The organism is Microvirga sp. 2YAF29 (genome assembly GCF_052114605.1).
Lineage (GTDB): Bacteria > Pseudomonadota > Alphaproteobacteria > Rhizobiales > Beijerinckiaceae > Microvirga.
On record NZ_JBFRFB010000002.1, the window covers coordinates 194380 to 219310 of the forward strand.

28 protein-coding genes, 1 tRNA gene and 1 pseudogene are annotated in these 24931 nt (G+C 60.0%); 10 read left to right on the forward strand and 20 right to left on the reverse strand.

The window, feature by feature from the left end; genetic code table 11:
* The first annotated feature begins 30 nt into the window (after window positions 1–30).
* Window positions 31–3408 carry a right-handed parallel beta-helix repeat-containing protein gene (locus AB4Y85_RS03230; RefSeq protein ID WP_441983416.1) on the forward strand — a complete coding sequence of 1126 codons (3378 nt, stop codon included), beginning with the start codon at window positions 31–33 and terminating at the stop codon, window positions 3406–3408.
* Window positions 3409–3466: 58 nt separating this feature from the next.
* Here AB4Y85_RS03230 and AB4Y85_RS03235 read toward each other — a convergent pair whose 3' ends face one another.
* Together AB4Y85_RS03235 and AB4Y85_RS03240 are read right to left on the reverse strand one after the other, a co-directional pair.
* Complete coding sequence (locus AB4Y85_RS03235) at window positions 3467–4204, reverse strand: TerC family protein (protein ID WP_441983417.1); 738 nt, start codon at window positions 4202–4204, stop codon at window positions 3467–3469.
* A 345-nt stretch (window positions 4205–4549) separates the two neighbouring features.
* Window positions 4550–4792: a hypothetical protein gene (locus AB4Y85_RS03240; RefSeq protein WP_441983418.1), complete on the reverse strand. Its 243-nt coding sequence runs from the start codon at window positions 4790–4792 to the stop codon at window positions 4550–4552.
* Between the two features lie 290 nt (window positions 4793–5082).
* On the opposite strand from AB4Y85_RS03240, the gene AB4Y85_RS03245 reads away from it, so the two are divergent.
* Window positions 5083–5523 (forward strand): c-type cytochrome, encoded by a 441-nt coding sequence (locus tag AB4Y85_RS03245; protein ID WP_441983419.1) that lies wholly within the window; start codon window positions 5083–5085, stop codon window positions 5521–5523.
* Window positions 5524–6195: 672 nt separating this feature from the next.
* Here the strand turns inward: AB4Y85_RS03245 and AB4Y85_RS03250 are convergent.
* The 4 genes from AB4Y85_RS03250 to mnmA form a co-directional block, all read right to left on the reverse strand.
* Window positions 6196–6272 (reverse strand) — tRNA-Met (locus tag AB4Y85_RS03250).
* 240 nt (window positions 6273–6512) lie between these two features.
* Window positions 6513–6719 carry a hypothetical protein gene (locus AB4Y85_RS03255; RefSeq protein ID WP_441983420.1) on the reverse strand — a complete coding sequence of 69 codons (207 nt, stop codon included), beginning with the start codon at window positions 6717–6719 and terminating at the stop codon, window positions 6513–6515.
* Window positions 6720–6821: 102 nt separating this feature from the next.
* Window positions 6822–7463 carry a class I SAM-dependent methyltransferase gene (locus AB4Y85_RS03260; RefSeq protein ID WP_441983421.1) on the reverse strand — a complete coding sequence of 214 codons (642 nt, stop codon included), beginning with the start codon at window positions 7461–7463 and terminating at the stop codon, window positions 6822–6824.
* Window positions 7464–7484: 21 nt separating this feature from the next.
* Window positions 7485–8639, reverse strand: coding sequence for a tRNA 2-thiouridine(34) synthase MnmA (mnmA, locus tag AB4Y85_RS03265; RefSeq protein ID WP_441983699.1), 1155 nt, complete (start codon window positions 8637–8639; stop codon window positions 7485–7487).
* A 380-nt stretch (window positions 8640–9019) separates the two neighbouring features.
* Here mnmA and sciP point away from each other — a divergent pair, with 380 nt between their 5' ends.
* Entirely contained in the window at window positions 9020–9295 is a 276-nt protein-coding gene (gene sciP / locus AB4Y85_RS03270; protein ID WP_441983422.1) for a CtrA inhibitor SciP, read from the forward strand.
* 184 nt (window positions 9296–9479) lie between these two features.
* A pseudogene (locus AB4Y85_RS03275) lies at window positions 9480–9761 on the forward strand (helix-turn-helix domain-containing protein); the annotation flags it as partial.
* On the opposite strand, the gene AB4Y85_RS03280 reads toward AB4Y85_RS03275, so the two are convergent.
* Window positions 9758–10579, reverse strand: a complete 822-nt coding sequence (locus tag AB4Y85_RS03280; RefSeq protein WP_441983423.1) for a class I SAM-dependent methyltransferase — start codon at window positions 10577–10579, stop codon at window positions 9758–9760. The pseudogene AB4Y85_RS03275 and the gene AB4Y85_RS03280 overlap by 4 nt on opposite strands.
* 2 nt (window positions 10580–10581) lie before the next feature.
* Complete coding sequence (locus AB4Y85_RS03285; protein ID WP_441983424.1) at window positions 10582–11595, reverse strand: lysylphosphatidylglycerol synthase domain-containing protein; 1014 nt, start codon at window positions 11593–11595, stop codon at window positions 10582–10584.
* Window positions 11596–11800: 205 nt separating this feature from the next.
* Between AB4Y85_RS03285 and AB4Y85_RS03290 the strand changes: the two genes are divergently transcribed.
* Window positions 11801–12418, forward strand: a complete 618-nt coding sequence (locus tag AB4Y85_RS03290; RefSeq protein WP_441983425.1) for a GNAT family N-acetyltransferase — start codon at window positions 11801–11803, stop codon at window positions 12416–12418.
* Between the two features lie 57 nt (window positions 12419–12475).
* On the opposite strand, the gene fliJ is transcribed toward AB4Y85_RS03290, so the two are convergent.
* A complete protein-coding gene (gene fliJ, locus AB4Y85_RS03295) occupies window positions 12476–12877 on the reverse strand; it encodes a flagellar export protein FliJ (RefSeq protein WP_441983426.1) in 402 nt (133 codons plus the stop codon).
* Window positions 12878–13393: 516 nt separating this feature from the next.
* Here fliJ and ctrA point away from each other — a divergent pair.
* A complete protein-coding gene (ctrA, locus tag AB4Y85_RS03300; RefSeq protein ID WP_441983427.1) occupies window positions 13394–14095 on the forward strand; it encodes a response regulator transcription factor CtrA in 702 nt (233 codons plus the stop codon).
* Window positions 14096–14281: 186 nt separating this feature from the next.
* Here the strand turns inward: ctrA and chpT are convergent, their stop codons facing one another.
* Entirely contained in the window at window positions 14282–14923 is a 642-nt protein-coding gene (gene chpT, locus AB4Y85_RS03305; RefSeq protein ID WP_441983428.1) for a histidine phosphotransferase ChpT, read from the reverse strand.
* 171 nt (window positions 14924–15094) lie between these two features.
* Between chpT and AB4Y85_RS03310 the strand changes: the two genes are divergently transcribed.
* The 3 genes from AB4Y85_RS03310 (at window position 15095) to AB4Y85_RS03320 (ending at window position 17837) form a co-directional block, all read left to right on the forward strand.
* The gene (locus AB4Y85_RS03310; protein WP_441983429.1) at window positions 15095–15922 is read left to right on the forward strand and encodes a 3'(2'),5'-bisphosphate nucleotidase CysQ family protein; all 828 of its coding nucleotides are present in this window, start codon (window positions 15095–15097) and stop codon (window positions 15920–15922) included.
* A gap of 195 nt (window positions 15923–16117) precedes the next feature.
* Window positions 16118–16657: a DUF1134 domain-containing protein gene (locus AB4Y85_RS03315; RefSeq protein ID WP_441983700.1), complete on the forward strand. Its 540-nt coding sequence runs from the start codon at window positions 16118–16120 to the stop codon at window positions 16655–16657.
* A 157-nt stretch (window positions 16658–16814) separates the two neighbouring features.
* Window positions 16815–17837 (forward strand): hypothetical protein, encoded by a 1023-nt coding sequence (locus AB4Y85_RS03320; RefSeq protein ID WP_441983430.1) that lies wholly within the window; start codon window positions 16815–16817, stop codon window positions 17835–17837.
* A 9-nt stretch (window positions 17838–17846) separates the two neighbouring features.
* On the opposite strand, the gene AB4Y85_RS03325 is transcribed toward AB4Y85_RS03320, so the two are convergent.
* Together AB4Y85_RS03325 and AB4Y85_RS03330 are read right to left on the reverse strand one after the other, a co-directional pair.
* Window positions 17847–18179 carry a hypothetical protein gene (locus tag AB4Y85_RS03325; RefSeq protein ID WP_441983431.1) on the reverse strand — a complete coding sequence of 111 codons (333 nt, stop codon included), beginning with the start codon at window positions 18177–18179 and terminating at the stop codon, window positions 17847–17849.
* A gap of 56 nt (window positions 18180–18235) precedes the next feature.
* Entirely contained in the window at window positions 18236–19099 is an 864-nt protein-coding gene (locus AB4Y85_RS03330) for a D-amino-acid transaminase (RefSeq protein ID WP_441983432.1), read from the reverse strand.
* A gap of 114 nt (window positions 19100–19213) precedes the next feature.
* Here AB4Y85_RS03330 and AB4Y85_RS03335 point away from each other — a divergent pair, with 114 nt between their 5' ends.
* Window positions 19214–19822, forward strand: a complete 609-nt coding sequence (locus AB4Y85_RS03335) for a hypothetical protein (protein WP_441983433.1) — start codon at window positions 19214–19216, stop codon at window positions 19820–19822.
* Window positions 19823–19832: 10 nt separating this feature from the next.
* Here the strand turns inward: AB4Y85_RS03335 and AB4Y85_RS03340 are convergent, their stop codons facing one another.
* From AB4Y85_RS03340 to AB4Y85_RS03375, 8 genes are all read right to left on the reverse strand, one after another.
* Window positions 19833–20156, reverse strand: coding sequence for an SWIB/MDM2 domain-containing protein (locus AB4Y85_RS03340; protein WP_441983434.1), 324 nt, complete (start codon window positions 20154–20156; stop codon window positions 19833–19835).
* 185 nt (window positions 20157–20341) lie between these two features.
* A complete protein-coding gene (locus AB4Y85_RS03345; protein ID WP_441983435.1) occupies window positions 20342–20791 on the reverse strand; it encodes a response regulator in 450 nt (149 codons plus the stop codon).
* 107 nt (window positions 20792–20898) lie between these two features.
* The gene (locus AB4Y85_RS03350) at window positions 20899–21948 is read right to left on the reverse strand and encodes a UV damage endonuclease UvsE (protein WP_441983436.1); all 1050 of its coding nucleotides are present in this window, start codon (window positions 21946–21948) and stop codon (window positions 20899–20901) included.
* A 34-nt stretch (window positions 21949–21982) separates the two neighbouring features.
* A complete protein-coding gene (locus AB4Y85_RS03355; RefSeq protein WP_441983437.1) occupies window positions 21983–22318 on the reverse strand; it encodes a response regulator in 336 nt (111 codons plus the stop codon).
* A gap of 431 nt (window positions 22319–22749) precedes the next feature.
* A complete protein-coding gene (locus tag AB4Y85_RS03360; RefSeq protein ID WP_441983438.1) occupies window positions 22750–23475 on the reverse strand; it encodes a hypothetical protein in 726 nt (241 codons plus the stop codon).
* A 20-nt stretch (window positions 23476–23495) separates the two neighbouring features.
* Window positions 23496–23915, reverse strand: coding sequence for a DUF3618 domain-containing protein (locus AB4Y85_RS03365; RefSeq protein ID WP_441983439.1), 420 nt, complete (start codon window positions 23913–23915; stop codon window positions 23496–23498).
* Window positions 23912–24304, reverse strand: a complete 393-nt coding sequence (locus tag AB4Y85_RS03370; protein WP_441983440.1) for a phage holin family protein — start codon at window positions 24302–24304, stop codon at window positions 23912–23914. Before AB4Y85_RS03370 ends, AB4Y85_RS03365 begins: the two co-directional genes overlap by 4 nt.
* Before the next feature lie 12 nt (window positions 24305–24316).
* Window positions 24317–24844 carry a hypothetical protein gene (locus AB4Y85_RS03375; RefSeq protein WP_441983441.1) on the reverse strand — a complete coding sequence of 176 codons (528 nt, stop codon included), beginning with the start codon at window positions 24842–24844 and terminating at the stop codon, window positions 24317–24319.
* Window positions 24845–24931: the final 87 nt, after the last annotated feature.

Consider the following 24931-nt stretch of genomic DNA (forward strand, 5'->3'; position numbering starts at 1 on the left):
ATCAAGAACTCCAAACAAGGGACTTGGTATATGCCCACGATCATTCACGTCGATCCTCCGACAGGAAATGCCGAACAGGATATGGCTGCCATCAAGACAGCCATCACGAATGCGAACAAGGCCTATCTCCTCAATCCAAGCGCCGGGCAAGTCACGGTTCAACTTTCCGCCGGCACATATGCAGTCGCCGGCGATCCAACCAACCCGTCGAAGGGTCCGGTTGAATTGCTCAGCGGCGTCGCGCTTGTCGGGCAAGGCATGGGCCAAACGACGCTCAGGCTCGTCGACGGATTCAATGAGCGCATCAACGGCATTGTCCGAACGGCTCTTGGTGAGATCAATGATGTGTCGGTTGCTAACCTGACCATCGACGGCAATCGTGCGAACAATACAGGGCATCAAGCCGGCTTCATCTGCGGCGACAAAGAAGATCTTCAGGAGAACATCTCTCTGGAAGGCGTCGAGATCAAGGATTGCACTGCCTATGGCTTCAATCCTCACGAAACCTCGCACAATGTCACCATCAAGAACAGTGTCGCTCACGGAAACGGCCTCGACGGCTTCGTAGCGGACGGCGTGGTCGGTGGCGTTTATGAGAACAACAGTGCCTATAACAATGATCGCCATGGCTTCAACATCCAGAATGCAAGCACAGATATCGATCTGATCGGCAACAAGGCCTACGAGAACGGGTCAGCGGGCATCACCGTGCAGCGCGGCGACATCCCCCGCGAAGGCTCCACGACGATCGACTGGGTGAGCGACATCCGGATTATCGGCGGTGAGTATTATGGGAATACCAAGGAAGGCATTCTCGTCAAACTGTCCGATGATGTCGTCATCGACGGCGCCAAGGTGTACGGCAATATGCGCCAAGGCATCAGGATCGAAGGGGCGACGGACACGATTGTGCGGAACAGCACGATTTCCAACAACTCGCAGGAAGCGGACGGCACCTACGACGAAATCAATATCCGGCTACGCGACGATACCGCTGTCAGCGGTGAGATATATTACTCTACCAACACCCAGATCCTGGACAACACCATCTCTTCCACCGGCGCCATCAATTCACGCTACGGTATCCGGGAGGAGAAGGACAACGCCGCTCAAACTCCGTCCGGAACGGCAATCGTCGACAATACGATCTCGGGAATGGACCGGGGAACGATCTCCGTTCCCGGATATGTATGGACAGGAACGTCCCGTGACGATCAGATGGTCGGAACGGACGAGGGCGAGGAGCTTCGCGGGCTTGGCGGGAACGACACCTATACCGTCAATCACTCTCAGGATGTGGTAACGGAGAATCCCGGTGAGGGGACCGACGACCACGTCCGCTCCTCCATCACTTATACATTGACGGCGAATGTGGAGCACCTGACGCTGATCGGCGCAGCGGCCATCAATGGATATGGCAATGAGCTAAACAATCGCATCATCGGGAATGCTGCGGTCAACACGCTCAAAGGGAACGCTGGTCACGACACTCTCGATGGGGGCCTTGGCGCGGATTTTCTCGAAGGTGGCGATGGCAACGATACTTATTATGTCGACAACGTCGGCGACAAGGTGACGGAAAAATTCAACGGGGGCGCCGGCGGCTACGACGTCATCTATAGCTCTGTGGATTATACCCTGCCGGATGAGGTTGAGAAGCTAGTCCTGATCGGGAATGCGATCAGAGCCACGGGCAATTCCGGCTCTGGAAATAATCTGATCGGCAATGATCTGAACAACATTCTCGATGGCATGGCAGGCGAGGACCGCATGGAGGGCGGCCTCGGCGATGACATCTACATCGTTGATGATAGTGGGGATCTTACCATTGAGGCTCCAGGACAAGGCAACGATACGGTCCACACTTATGTGAACTTCACATTATCTGCGAATGTCGAGAACATCGTCGCGATCGGCGGCGGTGCCATCAATTTGACCGGCAACGAACTCAATAATCGCATGACCGGCAATGCCGCGTCGAACATCCTGAAGTCTGGCTTGGGCAATGACACCCTGGATGGCGGCGCAGGAGCCGACGTTCTCGAAGGCGGCGACGGCGATGATGTCTATTACGTCGACAATGCCGGCGACCACGTGACAGAGAAGTTCAATGGCGGCGCTGGTGGTTACGACGTCATCTACAGCAGCATTGACTACGCCCTTCCGGCCGAAGTCGAGAAGCTGGTCCTGATCGGCGGGGCAATTTGGGCAACGGGCACCGCTCTTTCCGGCGATTACCTTGTTGGCAACAACCTGAACAACGTGCTCAACGGCTTGGCAGGGGCCGACCGCATGGAAGGCGGTTTCGGCGATGACATCTACATCGTCGACGATCCCGGCGACCTCACCATCGAGGCTCTAGGGCAAGGGGTGGACACCGTCCACACCTCCATCAGCTTCGCTCTGTCCGAGAATGTCGAGAATATCGTCGCAACTGGTGAGGACGCCCTCACCCTGACCGGAAACGGATTGAACAACTACATGGTCGGTAATCTCGCTGCCAACGTCCTCAAGGGCGGCGCCGGCGACGACACGCTGGATGGTGGAGCAGGAGCCGATTGGCTCGAAGGTGGCGAAGGAGACGACATTTACTACATCGACAACCCCGGCGATGTTGTCGTTGAGGGCGTCAATGGCGGGTTCGACACAGTTTACAGCAACTTCGATGGCGTGCTCACTGATAACATCGAACGGCTCATCCTGACTGGCAATTCAATTTGGGCCAAAGGCAATGCCCTCTCAGGAAACGTGCTCATCGGCAATGCTCAGGCAAACATTCTCGATGGCATGGGCGGGGCCGACCACATGGAAGGCGGACTCGGAAACGACACCTATTACGTCGATCACTGGGGTGACCAGGTCGTCGAGAATAGGGGCGGTGGAATCGACCGCGTCTATTCCTCCGTGAGCTATACACTCTCGCCGGAGGTGGAACAGCTCTTCGGAACAGGGGCCGATGCCATCGCTCTGTCTGGCAATGCCCTCAACAATACGATCGTCGGTAATTCGGCGAGAAACGTGCTGAGGGGCGGCAGCGGTCACGACATGCTCAACGGCGGTCTTGGCAATGATCGGCTCATCGGCGGAGCGGGCAAGGATACCTTTGTCTTCGACACCAAGTTGAGCCGTTCCGCGAACGTGGACATCATCTCCGGCTATAATGTGAAGGACGACACGATCAGGCTCGACAACGCGATCTTCAAGAAACTGGGTTCTAAGACCGGCAAGCTCAAGGAAGCATTCTTTAAGATCGGCGCCGCCGAGGACCGTAACGATCATGTCCTGTACGATTCCAAGTCAGGCTATCTCCGCTACGATGCCGACGGATCCGGAAAAGGCGCGGCTATTGTCTTCGCGAAGCTTTCTCCGAAGCTGAAGATGACGCACCACGACTTCTTCGTATTCTGAGGGAGCGCCCGTGAAATCAGAAAGGCGCGGCTGGCTCAACCAGCCGCGCCTTTTTACGTTACTGCGCTCTCTTTTGTCTTTTCCGCGAGAGCATGTTGAGCCCCTCGACCAGAGCAGAGAAGGCCATGGCGGCATAGATGTAGCCTTTCGGCACATGCGCGCCGAAACCTTCTGCGATCAAGGTCGTGCCGATCATGAGCAAGAATCCCAGCGCCAGCATGACGACCGTCGGATTGGCCTGGATGAAGCGCGACAGCGGGTCCGCAGCCAAAAGCATCACTGCCACTGCGGTCACGACCGCCACGACCATGATCGGCACGTGCTCGGTCATGCCGACCGCCGTGATGATGCTGTCGACGGAGAACACGAGATCAAGCAGCAGGATCTGAACGATGACAGAACTGAAGCTGACGACTGGGCCACGCGTCTCGAACATGTCCGAGCCGCGATTGGGATCCACATTGTGATGAATCTCCTTCGTCGCCTTCCACACTAGGAACAACCCGCCGGCGATGAGGATGATATCTCTCCAGGAGAAGCCATGGCCGAAGGCGGTGAAGATCGGGTCGGTGAGCTGCACGATGATGGCAATCGTACCCAACAGGCCGAGGCGCAGGATGAGTGCAAGGCCAATGCCGATGCGCCGTGCCTTCGCCTGCTGGTGAGCAGGAAGCTTGTTGGTCAGGATGGAAATGAAGATCAGGTTGTCGATACCGAGCACGACCTCCATCACGACAAGGGTTGCCAGGGCTACCCAGGCTGCGGGGTCCGCTGTTAATGCGATGATCTGGTCCATGATCCTCTCTCAATTGAAACCTGATCCTATGTCAGGGTCCTGCCAAGGTTCGGCAAGTGGGGCGCCTGCACACTTGGACAAAGGCTCCCGGGAATAACGTCATCATCACGGAAATGTTATCTCGCGCCGGGCATGCGCTTAAGCAGCAGTCTCCGGATGGCTCAGCTGGAACCATTAGGGGTCGCGCAAGCGTTCCCTCTGCCAGAAGAGGGAGGCCTCTATGGATACGAAGTTTTATTGGCTGACAAGCGCGGCGTTGTTTGCCTGCATCATCGCGACCGGGTCGCCAAGCTTGGCTCAAGCAGCGCGTCCTTGGGTCGATCCTCCCTCGGAGAATGCGGCATCTCAGCCAATCGTAACCGAGACGCGGCCCGCTGCACCATCAACGCCTCCTGTCGCACCGGTCAAGGAACCGGCTGCGGTCGAGGTCAAACAGACGGCAGAGCCTATTGAGAAACCGGTGATCAAGCCGATGCCAAGGAAGGCGGTCGCGGAGAGAAGAGTTCGCAGGCCGACACGGGAGGCGAGCGTTTCGCCGCGCTCGAACCAGCCACCTATGACGCGTGAAGAGCGCGTGAGGCGAGGCATCGATTCAGGTCTCGAACTTATGACGCTTCGAACCATCGAATACCCGGATGGGCGGAGAGTTCAGATTCTCACGCGTCCTGATCCCAGCGCCATGTCGGAGCTTCTCGAGGTACGGCGCTGAGGCAGCGCTGGCCCGTCAAGCGATCAAACTTTCAGGTTCCGTCAGTGAATCTCCAAGTTTTCCAGGGCGCTAAATTCCTGCGCCGAATGGATTTCTTGATAAGACTCATTCGCACTGGCCATTCTTCGTTCGAAGAGCAAATCTGTTGCTCTCACGTGAGGATGAGATCATGCGCAAGACAATGTTTATATTATCAGGCATCGTGGTTGGTAGCAGCCTAGGCGTCGTGGCTCAGCATGGCGACCCGATCGCGCAGCGTCAGAACCTCATGAAGAACAACCAGGAGCAGGTGCGTCTTCTGACCGGAATGGCTCGCGGCCAGACCGCCTTCGACGCAGCGCGTGCGAAAGCCGCGCTCCAAGCCATCGAGCGGAATGCCGAGCAGGTTCCGGCGCTTTTCCCAGCGGGCTCGCACCAGGGCAAGACCGCAGCTCTACCGGTGATCTGGGAGCGCAAGGCGGATTTCGACGCGCGCTCCGCCAAGCTGGCGCAGGATGCCAAAGCGGCCCAGACCCGCATTACGGATCAGGCCGGTCTCCAGGCAGTCATCCAGCCGGTGGGCCAGAATTGCGGCGGCTGCCACGAAGTCTATCGCAAGAAGGAAAGTTGATCGGCGCAAGGTTTAGGCAGAAGAGGAGCTTGCCTGGGAAGGGCGATTGGCTGTCCCGGGTCCCTGCCCTTATGATTCTTCAGCAAGCTCGACACCTTGGCCATTGCCGAAAGTTCTGCATACTCATCTGGGAGCAGCACTTTCTCACAAGGCCAATTGGATGAGCGCTCCGTCCCTAAAGATTCGGCCTACCAGACCCGTGTTCTGGCAAGCTTTGACAAACAGGGTCTGATGAATACCCTCGGCGCATCGATCGCGCATATGCGCTGGGAGCGGTCGATATCACGCTCTCGCCAAACCCATCCATCTCGCAGCAGCATGATTTCGTCCATGCAGGAGCTGTTGCGGCAATCGCAGACAGCGCCGCAGGCTATGCCGCGCTCATCCTCATGCCACCGGGAGCAGGCGTTCTGACAACGGAGTTCAAAATCTGATCGCCCCGTAGCCGGCAAACGCATCGTGGCGCGCGGACGCGTCGTCAAGGCAGGACGAACGCTGACATTGGCGCAAACGGAGGTCTTCGCTAAAACCGGCGGACAGGAAAAACTGGTCGCCCTTCTCACCGCTACGCTGATGACGATTGAAGGACGAGACGGGACTTCAGACTAAGCTGCAGAGCTTTTCGGCTAAGACCCGATGCAAATTCTCGTTTTCCAATGCATGGCTGAAGGATGGTAGCGGAGGAGGGATTTGAACCCCCGACACAAGGATTATGATTCCTCTGCTCTGACCAACTGAGCTACTCCGCCCCAGGTCGCGGGGCGAACCCGCGTCAGGCATGGGCGATATAGGGAAGATTGAGCCTCAGTGTCAAGAAAGAGGCGGCGCTTAGCTCAAGAAATTATAAGGGGCCTGTGATTTCGCCCGGCAACCGTACCGGATGAATGGGATATCTGCCTGGGGAATGGTAGCGCGGCTGGGATTTGGCCCCGATCAGGAGATCGGGTTTCTCCTCCGGCGAGCGGATTTTCTCCGCCACGGATCGCGGCTTATCCCTTGGACTTCATGCGCCAGAGCTGAAATCCGTCTGCCGAGATCGCAGACTCGATGGCGCGGCGAGAGAATTTATGGGGCGGCGCTTCGCGGGAATTGAGGGTTCCGGTCAGGCCCCAGGGTCCATATTTGGCCGGAAGCTTGCTGCCGGATTCGTCGCCTGCGAAGGCATGCAGGTCATCCTTGGCCTGTGACGTGAACATGAAAAGACGCATGGCGATGACTTTCTGTAGTTTGTGCCCTCTCCTCCAAATATAGGGCACAGCCGCCTAAAGTCAGCCGTGGCGTCTCCCTGAGCCAGAGGCTCAGGCGCGCTTCCTGATCCGCATGAGCTTGAAGAAGCCCACGGGAAAGAGCGACCGCAGCTCCACCACTTCCATGTTGCCGGTGCTGCGCGCCCAATCTTCGACGCGGGCAGCCTTGAAGGACGAACTCCAGCCGATGGCCTTGGCCACAGGTGCTGCCATTTCCTCAAGGGCGGCAACCGGGCCGGAGGGCTGACCCCAATGGTTCGCCAGCACGATCTCGCCGCCGGGCTTCAGCACGCGGGCGAATTCGGTCAGCGCCACTTCCGGCTCCGGCACGAGGGTGATGATGAACTGAGCCGTGACCGCATCGAACATCTCGTCGGAAAAGCCGAGTCGGGTCACGTCCATGACCTGCAGGCTCTTTACGTGGGACAGGCCGCGCTTCTCGACCTTGTCTTGCGCCCGGCGCAGCATGTCTTCGGAGAGATCGACCCCATAGACCTCGGCATGGCGGGGGTAGTAGCCCAGCGACAGGCCGGTGCCGACGCCGGCCTCCAGAACCTTGGGGCCACAAGCAACCGCCGCATTCACGGCGGCGCGGGCGGCCGGTTCCGTCAGCTTGTCGTAGACGAGGTCATAAATGGGCGCCCAACGCGCATAAGCCTTGCGCATCAGAACCGTGGTCGCTCCGTCGTTCATGCGGGTTCCTTCAGTCGAGCCTCAAGCCGCGGCGGGGGCAGCCGTGGCATCACTGCGGGCGATGGTGCCTCCGCCAAGCACCCGTGCCCGCGGAGCATCGCTCTCATAGATGACACAAGCTTGACCGGGAGACACCCCGTCTTCCGCCGATAACAGCTCGACCGTAGTGACGGTTCCTGTGGATCGCAACAGGGCCGGACGAGGTTCACGGGTGGAACGGACCCGCACGGCGACCTCCATCCCCTTATCGCCCAAGGCTTCCAGGGGCACGTCGCCAAGCCAGTTCACATCCGTGACGCGGATGAGCTTCGTCGCAAGCGCCTCGCGTGGCCCCACGATCACCCTGGCCTCTTTGGCATCGAGCCTGACTACATAGAGGGGCTCGCCCACGGAAAGGCCCAGGCCCTTCCGCTGACCCACGGTGTAATGAATGATGCCCTCGTGGCGGCCGAGCACGCGGCCATCCACATGGACGATCTCGCCGCCCTGCACGGCGCCGGGCTTCAGGCGCTCGATGACGTCGCTGTAGCGGCCTTGCGTGACGAAGCAGATGTCCTGGCTGTCGGCCTTCTCGGCCACGGTCAGGCCGAACTCGCGGGCCAATTCGCGGGTCTTCTCTTTCGGCAATTCGCCCAAGGGGAAGCGCAGGATATCGAGCTGCGCGGGCGTGGTCGCATAAAGAAAATAGCTCTGGTCCCGGTCCGGGTCCATCGCCCGGTGCAGGGCGCGGCGACCGTCTGCCAGAGCCCGGCTCGCCACGTAATGGCCCGTGGCCAGGATGTCGGCGCCCAGCTCCTTGGCGGTCTCCAGGAGATCCCGGAACTTGATGGAGCGGTTGCACTCGACGCAAGGGATCGGCGTCTCGCCGGCCAGATAGCTCTGGGTGAAGCTGTCGATCACGGCCTTGCGGAAGCGTTCCTCGTAATCGAGCACGTAATGGGGAATGCCGATGGCCTCCGCTACCCGGCGGGCATCGTAGATGTCCTGGCCGGCGCAGCAGGCGCCTTTGCGATGCGCGGCTTCGCCATGGTCGTAGAGCTGAAGCGTGATGCCGATGACATCGTAGCCCTCGCGCTTGAGAAGCGCGGCAACGACGGAGGAATCCACGCCGCCCGACATCGCGACGACGACACGGGTCTTGGAAGGTTCGGTAGGCAGGTCGAGTGAGTTGAACATCATTCCATCCAGAGGCACCGTTCAAGGCGGCGCACGGGAGGGGCCAAAGCCCTTCTATAGCGCATCGTGCGGAAAAGTGGACCCGGTTTTCATGGGCGTGGCCATTCGGTCGCCGGTACCGCCCTGCGGGCCGGCATCTCAGCCATGCGCCCTTCCTAAAGTTGAGCACCAGAGTAGAGCCCGAGAATGCCTTTCATTTTTGGGGCCGATGCTCATGCGCCACAATTCTTAAAAGGAAAGTGTGCGGCAATAAGTCAAAGTTAACGTTTATGGCTAAGTTTAGACATCCTCGTAACCGTCTGGACGGCTTAGGAAAACATTAAGCCCCACCCTGTAAGTTCGAGCCTATCAAGGTCGTTGAATTTTTGTGTGAGCGTATCATGACCGAACCCCACCGCCCTAGGGTCAAGTATGTCATAGGGCCCGATGGCAGTCCCCTGACGATTGCCGACCTGCCTCCCTCCAGCACCCGCCGCTGGGTCATCCGCCGCAAGGCCGAAGTTGTTGCCGCCGTTCGCGGCGGACTCCTGAGCCTTGAGGAAGCCTGTCAGCGCTACGCGCTGACCACCGACGAATTCCTGAGTTGGCAGATGTCCATCGACCAGCATGGACTCGCCGGACTGCGTACCACCCGCATTCAGCAATACCGGCAGTAAGCCGAACGCTCGAATGCGACAGACAATGAGGCGCTGCCTGACACCAGGTGGCGCCTTTTTTGTTTCCGTTGCGGAAATTCAATTCGGAAGGCTGTCCCGTTAAGACCTTCCTAACCATAAGATGGGCATAAATCCTTACCCCTTAGATGGATAGGTTCGAATCGTGCTCAGCACCCAGGACATGCCGGAACAGCAAGACCTCGCATCGACATTTGCGAGTCATCCGCCGTCCACCGCTGCCGATCAGGCCGTGGAGGCGCTGCGGCGTATTCTGGTGGGGCACACCATCGCCGATGTGGAACGCCACCTGATCCTGGACACCTTGGCCTATTGCCTCGGCAACCGGACCCATGCAGCGCGCATCCTCGGCATTTCGATCCGAACCCTGCGCAACAAGCTGAACGAATATGTGCAGGCGGGCGTCCAGGTGCCCGAGCCCGGACAGAAGCCGGCCTTAGCGGCCTAACGCTTTCTCAACCAGACGCTGGTTTCATGAGCCCCGGACATGAGCGGGATCCGGGAGAGGATGCCGTTCGCCAGGGCCGCCGCATGGTGCTTGGCCACATAATGGCTCGCGAAGACCAGCTCGAATCCCCTGCCCTGTAGAAGCGTTCCGACCAGAAGCTGCTCGTTGTAGCCGCGCCATTCCCAAGTCTTGGGATAGGCGTCCGGCAGGGTGATGTCGTGGATATGGACCAGCGTGCCGGCTGCCAGGCGCGGCAGCACATCGAGGAACAGGCGATCCACATCCGTGCCGGGCATGGCGATGTGGCTTGAATCGATGAACAGGATATCGCCGGCTGCCAGGCTCTCGAAGATGCCGGGCTCAGCATCGCGCAACAGGACCGGCTTATGCTCCACCTTGAGCTTCCCGAGAACCGCGCGGGGTGCCGGATCGATGCAGGTGATCCGCGTCGGCAACCCGCCATCCGCTACTCCTTGAGCCATGAAGCGGGTGGAATGGCCGGAACCGATCTCGACGATCCTGGCAGGCTTCTCCCGACGCACGAGAGCATAAGCCGCCACGGCATCGAGACGCGGGAACCAGCTTTGGTCGAAACGGGCAGGCCCCTCGCCCTTCAGAATGCGCTCGAGGTCCGGGGTATGGCTTTCGACGGCGGCCAGCACCGTATCGAAGCGCTGAATCGCCTCTTCGAAGAGTGGGCGCAGGGCCGGATAGTCTTCGGCCTCCACACTCTCGGCGTAACGGTAGGGGATGAAGAAGCCTAGCCGTTTCAAGCCGAGCAGGGTCGAAAGGCCGAAGCGCAGCCTGCGCCAGAACATCGTCATTTATCGGATGAATGCAGCGGGGGCGGCGGCACAGAGCTCGAATCCACCTGAGCCCGGCCGCGCCAGGCCTGGGCCAGACGCGCCCTCTCGAACATCAGCACGACGACGAGGGACAGGGCGAAGGGGATCAGAAGGTAGAACAAGCGGAAGATGATGAGCGCCGCGAGCACGTCCGGCTGCGGAATGTCCGGCATCGCGGTCAGGAAGACAAGTTCGAAAACGCCCAGTCCGCCGGGCGCATGGCTGACGAGAGCCGCCGAAAAGGAGGCCAGGAACACGGCGAGCACGACGATGAAGCTCGGTTCAAGATGGGCCGGCATGACGAAATAAATGATGCCGGCGGCGCCCAATAACTCCAGCGGCGCGGCAATCAGCTGCCGAACCATGATGGCCGGGCGTGGGTATTCCAGCTTGATCTTGCGGATGGCCAGCGGCGGCAGGTGCAGGATTGAGCCGACCACGTAGAGGGCGACGAAGGCGAGCAGCATGATGCCGACGACGCGGGCGGTGGCCGGATTGGTGAGGGCCGAGGGCATGAGATCCTCGAGCCTGTGCAACAGGTCCGGATTGACGGTCAGCACTACGCCGCCGAGCAGGATGGTGCCGAGCCCGAAGGTGAAGGAGCACAGAGCGACGAGCACCGCGATCTGGGTCGCACTCAGGCCCTTGGACGTATAGGCCCGGTAGCGGACAACGGCACCTGAGAAAACCGAAGCGCCGATATTGTGCGACAGGGCATAGGTCGTGAAGGAGGTGACCGAGACGAACAGCCACGAGATGTGGCGCACGCCGAGATGGAGCAGCGCGATCCGGTCGTACCAGGCAAGGGCCGCATAGGCGACAAGCGTAGAGAGGCCAGCCAGGGCATAGCGATGAGCCGGCACGGCGGTCAGGCTGTCCCACACGTCGTCGAGGGATATGCCGCGTAGCTCTCGATACAGGAGCCAACAGGAAATGACGACAGCCGCAAGCCCGATCAAGGGCCAGATGAACTCACGCACATTCTTCATCAAAACGGCAGCGCTCCCTCGTTCTCTCTTCTTTGCTCACAATCCCTTTATTCCGCAAGAGGGTGATGCCGACAAGCGGGCGGACATATAGCCCTTGGGTGAACAATTCGGCGCGAGCAGGCATGGGCAGGCCTCGCGCATGGTTGCCCTTGTGGCCTGCCCGTGAGACAGCGGCAGCCTGATCTCAATCTGGAGACGGTGGCCCATGACGGAACCTCACACCATTTTGAACCTCGACGGTTACACGGACCTGCCGCCGGGCAAAGTCGCCGCCATCGTCACCTATCTGGAGATGCGCGTCCCCCCTCGCCTATCGAATACCCCGGCGCCGTCAGGCTGGACGCTTCAAGCTATCGGGGCGGACGTCGAGCGCTACAGAACTCTATACCGCCGGATCGGTGAGCCCTGGCTCTGGTTCAGCCGGGCAGTCATGCCTGAAGCGGAGCTCGCCGCGATCATCGGCGATCCGAAAGTGAAGGCCTTCGCCCTGCATGACGGAACCGGAGATGTCGGCCTTCTGGAACTGGATTTCCGGTCGGACAGAGAAGCGGAGCTTGCTTTCCTCGGTCTCGCGACCGGAATCATCGGTAAGGGCACCGGTCGTTTTCTCATCGAGGAGGCCATCCGCCGAGCCTTTGCCGAACCGATCCGCCGCTTCTTCGTGCACACCTGCACCCTCGATCATCCGGGCGCTCTGGCATTCTACAGACGAGCCGGTTTCAAACCTTACAAGCGCGCCATCGAGGTCGCGGACGATCCGCGTCTTGCGGGCTTCCTGCCGCGCGATTCCGCCGACCACGTACCAGACTTGGATGAGCGATAAAATAAAAGGACGCGCCGGGCTGCGGCGCGTCCTTTTGAAAAGCTGTAGGGAAGGATCTCAGGCCGTCGCACGAAGCAGGCGGGCCTGACCGGACTGGCTGATCGCCGGGTCGATGCTGCGCTCGCCCGAGCGCTCCCGGTCTTCCAGGCTTTCGGCCTTCTTCAGATCCTCGAACGCCTCGCCGAGTTCGGCCTTGGCGTCGTCGAGCTGGGTGTTCAGGTTCTGAGCCGACATGCGAAGGTTGTCCCGCCGCTGGGCAGCGGCGCGAGCATAGGTCGGATAGGCGAAATGGTTAGGATCGGAGATCCCGGCCTTGTGCTCTTCCGCTGCGATTTCCCGGTCGAGGTCAGCCGCCATGCGGTCGAACTCGGCCATCATCATCTCGATCTGCGCCACGCGGCGACGCTTCTCGTCGACTTGAAAGCGCTTGAGGCGGATGAGCGTATCCCGCGACTTCATCTTGATTCAACTCCACACGTCGCTGTTTCAGGTCCCTCGCGGATCGCTCAGTTATCCGTCCGGTATGAGACATCATCCCGCATGGAAGTTGACCTTTCCTTACCGACGCGAAGGAAAAGTGCTGCCGGTACAAATCCATAGCCGCAAATGCTCATCCAAAGGCCTTCCCCGGACAGCTCGTCAACCTTTCGTTTACCGATTTCGTTAACACTGTTCGCCGTCACGGTTGCGGCTCTCAACGAGTCTCGACCAGGTGCAGACGAAATCCTTCGTTTGCAATGGTTTCACCTGGAGCGGGCGGTTACGTATGGTCATCCTGAGGGTACGGCGAGACGGCTTTGAACGACAGAATGGCACGGCCAAGTCGTTAAGCGCTTGCATGCATGAATCAGGGTTTGTTAACCATTCCAAACTAGCGTTACGAATCAGTTCAAAAGGGCATCCGTCGCAAGCCCGGCGGCGGATGGGTGGCAAGAGGCCGCTCGAAAGCTCAAGGGCATGGGCTGGGGATTGAACATGCGCGTACTTCTGATCGAAGACGACAGCGCAACTGCGCAAAGCATCGAGCTGATGCTGAAGTCCGAGAACTTCAACATGTATACGACGGATCTCGGCGAAGAGGGCATCGACCTCGGCAAGCTCTATGATTACGACATCATCCTTCTCGATCTGAACCTGCCCGACATGTCCGGCTACGAGGTTCTGCGCACGTTGCGCGTCGCGAAGGTGAAGACTCCGATCCTGATTCTCTCCGGCATGGCCGGGATCGAGGACAAGGTGAAGGGCCTCGGCTTCGGCGCCGACGATTACCTGACGAAGCCTTTCCACAAGGACGAGATGGTCGCCCGCATTCATGCGATCGTGCGCCGCTCGAAGGGCCATGCGCAATCGGTGATCACCACCGGCGATCTCGTCGTCAATCTCGACACGAAGACGGTGGAAGTCGGCGGTGCACGCGTGCATCTGACCGGCAAGGAATATCAGATGCTCGAGCTGCTCTCGCTGCGCAAGGGCACGACGCTGACGAAGGAAATGTTCCTCAATCATCTCTACGGCGGCATGGACGAGCCGGAGCTGAAGATCATCGACGTGTTCATCTGCAAGCTGCGCAAGAAACTCGCCAATGCTTCGCAGGGCAAGAACTACATCGAGACCGTATGGGGCCGCGGCTATGTGCTGCGCGAGCCGAACGAGTCCGAAGAGCGCGTCGCGGTTTAAGCGATACGACAACGAGAATAAAAAAGCCCGGCACATCGCCGGGCTTTTTGTTTTTGTGGAATGCGATTGCAAAGAAACGATACGCCTCCACTGTCATTCGCGCCTTCGCGGCGATGACAGTGTTTTATCCTGAGAGCGATCCCGAATCTTCGCTACGCTTCGTCCGGGATGACAATCAGGATGATGTCAGGCCGTCACTGCCTTGATCGTCACCTCATCGCCTTCGATGCTGAAGGCGATGGTCATGTCGGATTCGCGCGCCACCATGCCGGCGTAGTAGATCTGGATGCCGTGCGCGTCGACCGTGCCGGTCTCGGAATGGCCGGCGAGCAGCTCCTGCGAATGGGCGGGGATGCGCGCGTTCAGGCCCTTCGAGCGGATCTCGAACTGGCAGCTCTCCGCATCGCCCGTTACCGTCACCGCAATCGAGCCGCCGCGCGGAATGGCGGTGATGGCGATCATGATCAGGTTGAGGAGGAGCTTGACCCGGTTCTTGGGGAACAGCAGGCGAGGCGACGACCAGGAGAAGGTGATCTTGTCATCCAGAAACATGCCGCGCGCCACCTGCTCGGCATCGCCCAGATCGATGGAGGCTCCGGCCGATCCGGCTGCGCCGAAGGCGAGGCGGGCGAATTGCAGGCGGGCGGAGGCTTGGCGGGCGCTCTTCTGGATCAGGTCGAGGGCGAACTCGCGCATGGAGGTGTCGCTGTCGTCCTCCAGGACCTCGAGGCCGTTGACGATTGCGCCGACCGGCGAGATCACGTCGTGGCAGACGCGCGAGCAGAGAAGAGCGGCAAGGTCGAGCGAATCAAGGGAAATGGTGGCCATGAGGGCTCCGGAAGCACCGTAAGTTCAGCGTTGGATTCATGAAATTCAGGATTTCATCCGCCATGAATAACGCCAAACAGGAAAGAGAACGTGAACCGGATACCCGGCTACGAGTTCTTTGGAAAGCAGTCAAAAGAGATCGACAGATCTTACCAGAGCAGGCACAAATCAATGATGCGTCTCGATGACTCCAATCCCGATGAAATCGCCCAGCGACTGGCCCATATCGCTTGGGAGGCCGGCAACGTTCTGCGTGGGTTGGAAAATGCCTTCATCGACAAACGGCTCAAGGAGGACGGAAGCCCCACGACGGCAGCCGATCTGGCGGCCGAGGAGCTGATCATCAAGCGCCTTCACGAAGCTTGGCCCGGCATCCCCATCGTGGCCGAGGAGACAGCGAGCACGGCGAGCACAGCAGACTACTTCTTCCTGGTCGATCCTTTGGACGGCACCGGCGACTTCCTGAACGGCACCGGAGAATACAGCGTCAATATCGCCCTGATTCGGGGCAAGAGACCGATCGCGGCGGTTGTCTCCGCGCCGGCCATGGGCTCGATCTGGATGGCTGGGACCAAAGCCTGGACCTGCCCCCTCCCCGCGGACTTGGCGAGCGGCTTTGCTTGGCAGGAGGCGAAAGTTCGCAACGCCCCTGAGGATGGCCTCGTCGCCTTGGTGAGCCGCCGTCACGGCGATGTCGCCACGGAGGCCTGCCTGTCCGTGCTCTCCATCGGCACTCGGCGCATGACCTCTTCCGCCTTGAAATTCTGCCTGATTGCCTCCGGCGAAGCGGATGTCTATGTGCGCTGCGGCGCGACCATGGAATGGGACACGGCGGCGGGCGACCATATTCTCTGCTGCGCCGGCGGCAGCGTGGTCGGCCCGGGCAGCATTCCGCTCACCTACGGGCACGAGGATCGGGGCTATCGCAATGGTCCCTTCGCCGCCATGGGCGACACCACTCTGGCACAGCAGCTCGACCTGCCTGTGGCAGCCGCCTAAACATTCCCCTGCGGCAATAATGAACGTCTCGTACAGAGATTGTTAGGGTTGATGCTCGTAAATTCAGGGTTCGATAGAAGCCGTCCGGCCCTGCGCGGCCGGATCGTCCCCTGTCTCAAGACGAGGAGATAGCCTATGCGCTCCCGAATCCCGTTTCTGGCCGCGGCCGCTTTTGCCGCTCTCAGTGCTTTACCCATGCAGGCCTCGGCCCAGAGGGTCCAGCAAGCCTATGCGCCGAATCCTGGCCGGCCTGAATCCTTCAATTCCAACGAATTGGTGGATTCCGGCCATCAGTTCTTCGGTTCCGCCTCTCGTGGCCTCGCGCTGGCGCTTCAGGAGGCCATCAGCCGCTGGGGTGAGCCCAACGGCTATATCCTCGGGCAGGAGGCCTCCGGCGCCATCATCGGCGGTCTCCGCTATGGCGAGGGGAAGCTGTTCACCCGCAATGCCGGCGAGCGCCGCGTCTTCTGGCAGGGGCCGTCCATCGGCTTCGATTTCGGTGGCGAGGGCGCCCGGACCATGATGCTGGTCTACAACATGCCCTTTACGGAAGCCCTCTATAAGCGCTTCGTGGGCATCGACGGCTCGGCCTATTTCATCGGCGGCTTCGGCGTGACGGCGGCGGCCGCAGACGAGATGATCGTGGTCCCGATCCGGGCAGGCGTCGGGGCAAGACTCGGCGTGAACATGGGCTACCTGAAATTCACCCCCGAGCCGACCTGGAACCCCTTCTGAGGTTAAAGCCGGCGCAGACTTGTCTCCGCGCTAGTGGAAACCTCCCTGAAATGCACTAGAACCGGCAGGCCGGGGCACGATGTCCCTGGAAAGCTGCGCGGGCACAAGGCAAGGTGCTTGGGCGTTACCGGTCAGGCATTTTGGAGTTGGCGTCCGCGTGGTCGAAACAATCATGATTTTCGCGCTGGGGTTTGTAGCAGCATCCCTCATCGCCCTTCTTATCATTCCCGCCATCAATGCCCGCGCCGAACGCCTCGCGCGCCGAAGGGCCGAGGCGCTGTTTCCCATGTCGATCTCCGAGCTGACGGCGGAGAAGGACCATCTGCGCGCCGAGTTCGCTGTGCTGCAGCGGCGAATCGAGCGCAAGGCGGAAGAAGCCATGGCCACCAAGCACCAGAGCATGGAAGAGCTCGGTCGTCGGGCCGTGCGGATCGAGGCCATGGAAAGCGCCCTCACCGAGCGTGACAAGACTATCGCGGAACTGGAAAGAAATCTCGCCTCGACCCAAGACAGGCTCGATGTGACGGATCAGGATCTCGCGCAGACCAGGACCTTCCTGAATGGAACGCGCGAAACATTGTCTACCCTCGAGAATGCCCATCGCGCGACCCTGGATGAATTGTCCAAGACGCGCATGGAGTTGGACCTGACGCACGGGGACCGGAGCAGGACCAAGACTGAGCTCATCCACACCGTGGAGAAGCTTGCGCGCCTCGAAACACAATATGCCGAGACGGACCAGCGGCTGACGGCCGCCTTGAGCGATCTCGATGCCAGGCGCATCGCGATTTCCGACCTCGAAACCCGCCTGATGACACAGGCGGCGCGCGGCAACGATTTCGAGCGGGCTCTGAAGGAGCGGCATCTTGAGCTGACCGAAGAACGCAAGCGCCTGGCCGAACTCGTCAAGAATGTCGCCGCCGAGCATGAGCGCGGCCTTATTCTGGAGCAGCGGATCCGAGAGATCGAAGCCGAGCGCGATGAGGCTCAGGAGCGCTTGGTTTCTCAGGAAAGCTTCGGCAGCCAGGATGAGGAACTGCGCCGCCAGATCACAGAGGTCGCGGCCAAGGTGATGACGGGCAACGGCATGGCGGAGCCACGCGGCTCGAACAACCGCAATCAGCAGCAGCGGCGTAAGAAGGGCGGCAAGCAGAACCGTGCTGCCCCCGCCGCTTCCTGATCAAAACACTTATTTAGGCTGAATTTGTGGATCCCCGCCCGGGCTGCCGGGCGGGGGGATGACTGGCGTCGTGCCTGGCTCAGGCACCGGCGCGGGCACCCTGATATCGGGCGTGGCCGTCTGCGGCGGACGAATGACGCCATCGCTCTGCTGAAGCTTGTCGCTCAGATTGCCGCCCGTTGAGCCTGTCTCGGCCGGTTCCTTGGGCTCGACCCTCTCAAGCGGCATCTTCTGCAGTGGCGGCATGTTCGGCGCCTGCTGCTGGAGAACTTCGGGGTTCTGCGCCATGGCGGCGGTGAAGCTACCGGCCATGGCGAGGGAAAGAACCAGGATTCGCTTCATGGATCGCTCCTTTGCAGAGGAGGCAACGGGCGATCCACGAAGCGGTTCCGCTTCAATTACTCAGCGGCAAGGCGCGGCGCGGCCGCCATCTGAAGATAGGTCTCGCGCAATTTTCGGGTGATCGGGCCGGGCTTGCCGTCGGCCACGGGGCGGCCATCGATGGAGACGACCGGCAGCACGAAGTTGGAGGCGCTGGTCAGGAAGGCTTCCGCCGCCTCATAAGCCTCCTCGACCGTGAACAGGCGCTCCTCCAGCCCGATGCCGTGTTGCTCGGAGAGAGCCAGCATGGACCGGCGCGTGATGCCGGGCAGGATGGAGTTGGAAAGCGGCCGCACCACGATGCGCCCAGCCTTGGTGACGATGAAGGCGCTCGAGGAGCCGCCCTCGGTCACATAGCCGTCCTCGACCATCCAGGCTTCCTGGGCGCCGGCCTCCTTGGCCGCCTGCTTGGCGAGAACCTGCGCGAGCAGATTGATCGATTTGATGTCCCGGCGCTTCCAGCGCATGTCCGGCACGGTAATGACCGCGATGCCGGTCTCGGCTGCGGGAGCGGCCGCGATGGCTTTGGCCTGGGTGAACATGGCGACCGTGGGAGGCACGTTCTCGGGGAATGCGAAATCGCGCTCCGCCACGCCGCGCGTAACCTGGAAGTAGATGAAGCCCTCCTCCATCCCGTTGCGGCGCGCAAGCTCCTCCTGAAGGCGGGTCCACTCGGCGCGGGTATAGGGATTGGCGATCCGTACTTCCTTCAGGGACCGCTCCAGGCGCTCCAGATGTCCTTCGTTGTCCACGAGCTGTCCGCCGAGAACGCCCACGCCCTCGTAGATGCCGTCGCCGAACATGAAGCCTCGGTCCATGAAATCCACTTTGGCCTCTTCGATGGGCAGGAAGGAGCCGTTCAGGAACACGATGCGGGACATGGATACCTCGAATGAGACGACGCGCGACCCCATTCCGTAACGGTAGTCAGCGCGAGCATATGACCTAGATGACCGGGGATACGGATCAGCTTCGGAGCCATAGGTAACCCCAACATGAAACCGATTCCACTGCTCTTCTCGGTCATCCTGTCGCTGACGGCATTTTCTCCCGCCCATGCGGCACAAGGCCCACAGAACTGGTTTCAGGAGAGGGGTTATGTGGCGCCGGCAGGCACGCGGATCATCGCCTGCCACGGCTATGGCTGCGTGCGGCGCCTGGCGATTTCTGTGGACGGGGCCTGGATCAGCCGGGCCGGCGCTCTCTTGAGGGGCGGAGGCGGCTCTCCGGAGGCCGAGAGGCGAGCCTTGGCGCAGGTCGTGAGCACCTACACGGCCTATGTGTCCGCAAGCCTTGGCGGCAAGCCGGACGTTCCGGGGTCACCACCCCAGATGTCGAACGTGCACGGACAGATGGATTGTCTGGACGAGACGGCCAATACGACGAGCCTGCTGCTGGTGCTGCAGGACATGAGCTTGCTGACCTACCACCGGGTCGAGCAGCCGGAATCGCGGGGCTTCTTCTTCGACGGGCGCTACCCGCATTTCACCGCCATCATCGCGGAGAAGGAATCGGGCCGGGAATGGGCCGTGGACCCCTGGAAACGGGCGCCCGGGCAGAGGCCGGAAATCCTGCCGCTCAAGCAATGGCGGCAGGATTCCTGACTTAATGGTCTTATTTCAGGTGCTGAGCGAGGTGCTTGTTCATCTCGAACATGGTCACCTTGGGCTTGCCGAAGATCGGCTTCAGCTTGTCGTCGGCGATGATCTCGCGCTTGTTCTCGGGGTTCTGCAGGTTGTTCTTCTTGATGTATTCCCACATCTTGCTCACCACTTCGCCGCGGGCGATCGGGTTCGAGCCCACGATGACTGCCAGCTCCTTGGACGGCTGCAGGGGCTTCTGAAGAGCATTAGGCGTGGAACCAGCGGCCTTCTTGGCGGCGGGCTTGGCAGCAGCCTTCTTCGCTCCGGCTTTTCCGTCTGTGGTCTTGGTCGGCATGTATTCCTCCGGGAGTAGGATGGGAAAGCTTGTCGTCAGGCGGATATCCTGGCTTCGACAGCTCATTGATCTTCCCTGGGTCGGATAATCCGGAGACTTTTTCTAGGCCCCCGCCCCCGAAGGAAGCTCAATTCCGGCAGAGCTTATGACTGCTCTTCGCCTTCAGCAAGATAGACTTCAGGAATTTAGGCGGTTTTCGGAAAGGGAACGACCTTACCTGTCTCGTAGGGAGCTGAATAAGACTTGGTCGAGAGATGGGACCTCTTAGACCGTTCGGCAGCGGAATGGACATAAGATACGATGGCTTCGTTCGGGCAGGGCTTGGCCAGGAAGGCAGCTCCCAGAGGCAGGTCTCCCTGGGCAGGCCACTGCCGGCCCGACATGATCAAAATTTCGGCCTCTGGCCAGGACTTACGGACTTTATGGGCAAGCTCGAACCCATTGCAGCCAACCGGCATATCCACATCCGTCAGGAGCACGTTGACGCCCAATCCCGCCTCCAGGAGGACCAGGGCCTCCGTAGCGTTAGCAGCCTCGACCACTTTGAAACCAGCTTCCTCTAGAAGCTCGGAAATGAAGAGGCGAATGAGGGGCTCGTCTTCAACCAAAAGAACTGTGGACTGGCTCTCAGACATCGGGTGCTCAAACAATGGAACAATGTCCAACAACGCCTTTAGGGCGGTTCGGTTCCAGACCTCCAGAAGACCACTTGTGGAAACCAGGCATTTTTCGCGACATAAAATTACGATGACGCCGCAAGCCTTTGTTCCCCAAAGGTCTTTTGCATATGGAGGGCCAACCCTTCGGAGGCGATATTCTTCATCTTGGCCTCGACTTCGAAGTCGGACCAGGTGAGGTGCCGGGCGACGAGATCGTTGACGGCCATGTTCCACATGAGGTCGGAATGGGCGCGAAGGTCCCTGGGCTTGATGCCAGCCTCCGTAAGGGCCCGGAAATCAGGAAGGGCATGGATGTCGTAAGCCGGCAGCAGAGCTTCCCGCGAGACGCTGACGTGGCTCAGGGGCTGGACACCACGCCAGGATCGGATGATCAGCCCCACCCTCGGATCCTCCGGCTCGATATATTCGCCCCCGGACTTGATCCAATGATGGTGCAGGTCGAGGACGAGGGGCACGTCGTCCACCAGGGGGAGAAGATCATCGAGGCCGAAGCTCACCTCATCGTTCTCGATGGTGATCAGGTTGCGGGCGGTTTCGGACAGGTTCATGAGCCCGCCGCGGATTCCCTCGGCCCCCAGCGCCTTCGCTCCGCCGTGGATATTGATGTGCGCGCCGTGCGGATGCCATCCGTTGCCATAGCCCATGAGGCGCATAACATCGACGTGGTATTCGAATTCGGCGATCCCGTTCGCCGCGGCATTGGGATTGGCGGATGCGATCACGCAGAACTGGCCAGGGTGCATGCTGAGCCTGACGTCATGTTTGCGTGCAAGCTCTCCGGCCTGCGCCAGCTTCGTCTCGATCAGGTTGCGCAGATCCGTATCCTGATAAAGCTGTTGGCAACTGGTATGGGTGTATCCTGGCAGGAGATCGCTCGACATGCGATGCAGGCGCTCCAGTTTCGGGCGCTTCGAAACGTGGGCGATCTGCCGTGTGACGGCTTCGAGATTATGCGACACGACGGCGAGCAGCTTGTCGTAAGCAGCCTTCGCGTCGAGCCTGGCAAGATAGGTCATCGTCACGGTCATGGTATTCATCTGCCGCGCGACATCCGCTGCGCCATCTTCGGGAAGGTATTTGCAGCAGAAGCCTAGGCGCGCAGTGGTCGTCACGGACAATGATACCTTGAACGGTTGGATCAGCGCGTCAGGGCGCGTCGGAAAGCGACTCGAGAATTGCCCTTTCCTCGAACGGCTTCGGGATGAAAGCGGCCTCACGAAGTGAATGAGGCAACTCACCCGGTGAAGAGGCCGAGACGAACGCGAATGGAATATGCCGCTCAATCAGCGCGCTGGCCACGCCGAAGCTCTTGCCGCCGACGACATCAATATCCAGTAAGGCATAATCGAAGTTGTCCTCGATATGCTCATAGGCATCGTCCACGGAATCGAAGACACCGACGACTTCATGACCATCCGTCTCTAGGATAGTCTGAAGGTCGAGCGCTATGAATGGGTCGTCCTCCAAGATCAAGATACGCACACTATCGCTCCGTTGAATGACTTTTTGAAAACACGCCGACTGCCGATCCACGACAGGAGGAACGCAACTCTATTCCAATCACCGAGAAAACGGATAGAAAAGTCTCAGGTTCCAGCTTTGCCGCGGAAATACAGGCTTTTGACGCCTTCATCGTTAAGAATGCGTGCCGGAACACACAACCCGAAACAGCTTGGCAGGACCTCTCACCGCGCGTCTTGAAATCTTCGAATATCGACACCATTTCTCATTCAGCTGACGGGCAACCGTCAGATGCGGTCACGATGCCGAGGGATGACGCCGGATGTACGCGCATTTCTTGCCGTGACCGTTGCCATTTTTTGCGGGACGACGATTGCTCCCTTGTCGTTTCTTCATAAGAAAAGCGCCGGCATTGCTGCCGGCGCTTTTATTTTTATGCATATTGCTTGCGGTTAGTGACGATTGGTATCCCGATTGGATTCGAACTCGCTTTCGTGGCGGCTGAATCGGGTATCCTCGCCATTGAAGGCTTCTTCCACGTATTCACGTCCGCGGGTTGCGGCATCGCGCGCATAACGAACTCCCTGATTGCGGACTTCATCGGCCCATTCACCGAACGCTTCGTTCTCGCGGCGCGTGCGCGGCAAAAGCGCTCCAAGCAGAAGACCAGCGGCAAGACCGACGAGGCCCACGACCATCGGGTTCTCAGACGCGTAGTTCTGCACGCCACCGCGCGCCTGCTCGAAAGCCTTCGACGAGCGCCCGCCCATGCTGCGGACGCGACGGCGCTGGCCTTCATAGGTGTCGGAAGCCCAGTCGGAAGCACGCTCATAGGTATCGCGAGCCCAATCGGAAGCGCCTTCATAGGCTTCCTCGGCCCGATGACGCACGTCTTCGGCTACGCCCTGCGCCTTGTCCGTCATCGAGGACTTGTCGTCCTGCAAGCTGCGCTGAGCCGACTGGCCCCTTGAACGATCGCCCTGATTGCCGCCCATGGGCTGAGAGGTATGGGATGCAAGCGTAGAACTTTGCGCACTCTTCTTCTCATCGTGCGCATGCGGCATGGGAGCTTCCCCGATGTTACCAACGGATGTTCCAGCCGAAACCTTTCCGGCTCCGGTCTCGCTTTGCTTGTCCATCTGGGATTTGCCGCTTTCGTTCTTCGTATTGTTTGCCATGAAAAGCTCCTGTTTGTTCTTCAAATTCCGGGATTCATTCGACGACGCAGATAGGAATGATCGTCCGGATCCTGCAGCGGAGCCGCACCCGATCCGTAAACGCGCATATCGCTACCGCTCAACGCCAGATCCTCTTCCGTGATGAAATCCTCATCGGCAGGGATCAGACGCGTCGGACGCGGTCGAACCGGCCGACCGAGGCGATAGGCCAAAAGGCCGAGACCTGCGGCGATCAGCATGACAGGCACCGGGTTCTGGCGAACCGTGTCGAGCACGTGGTCGAAAACCGGGCCGTATTGACTGGTGCGTGCCGTGCCGAGCATGTCGTCGACGACTCCAGAGACGGTCATTTTGTTCTGAAGGCGGTCGATGGTCTGATCGAGCTGAGCGCGGCTTTGCTCGATCTCCCGCTCCAGATCCTGAAGGCTCTGTGTCATCATGCACCTCTCTCGGACAGGACTTCCGCATCACGCTTGAGAGACCGCATTGTCCGTTGCGGCGTGAGCGTGGAGGACGACATGGCGCTGCGTCCGTATAGCCCAAGCCCGATGGCGATGACCGCCATGACGCCACCGACGATCAGCGCCGCAAGCGCCTCGGAATCGAGAACGGTTGCCAGCCATTCGACAAGAGATTCCGTCAGCAGCATGACGGCAGCGATCGCAAAGATCGCCGCCACCACCATCATGGCAAGGCCAATGAAGAGTGTCCGAATGTTCTGCGAGATTTCCGTCCGGAAGAGGGCAAACTCCTTCTGGGCGAGATCGGTGGATTCGCGGAGGGCCTCACCGACGAGACCCTGGATGGTTTGTTGACCGTTGCTCTGCATGACCGCTCTCCGTCATGCACCCGCCCGGTTGCCCGAGCGTTGCGCCTGCCGGGAGCGATTATGGCCTCCTCCCGAAACATGCGGATTCATGCGTTCATGCCGCATGTCTTCCGCTGTGCTCTTCAGGAAACGGGCCGCAAGAAAGCCAACGGCAACCGACACGGCCGCCACCGTTGCAGGACGATGTCGCACCACTTCCTCGAAGTCGTTGAAGATGTCGGAGAAGGTGCGCTCCCTGATGGAATCCGCAAGCTGCTCCAGGCCATCGGCGGCGCTGTCCACAACGGCGCGGATATTCGGGCGCTCGTCGAAGGAATGGGTGGATTCTCTCAACGATGTCGCGAAATCGGCGACCGATTGCGCGACATCGTCCTTGCGGCGGCCCGCGTAATCGGAAGCCTGCTCACGCGCGGATTCGATGAAAAAGCGGCCACGCTCGACAGCGGCTCCGGCCATGTCGCCCATATCGTCGCGCAGGGCATCCCAATCTTCGGAACCGTTGTCTTGCTGCTTATCGCTGTTTTGCTGTCCCAAGCCCATGGTCAACCTCTCTTAATCGTGCGGAGGTAACCATTAGAAGCGCGGCAGGTTCCGAAACGTGCACGTGTCTTTCACCCTGAATCAACA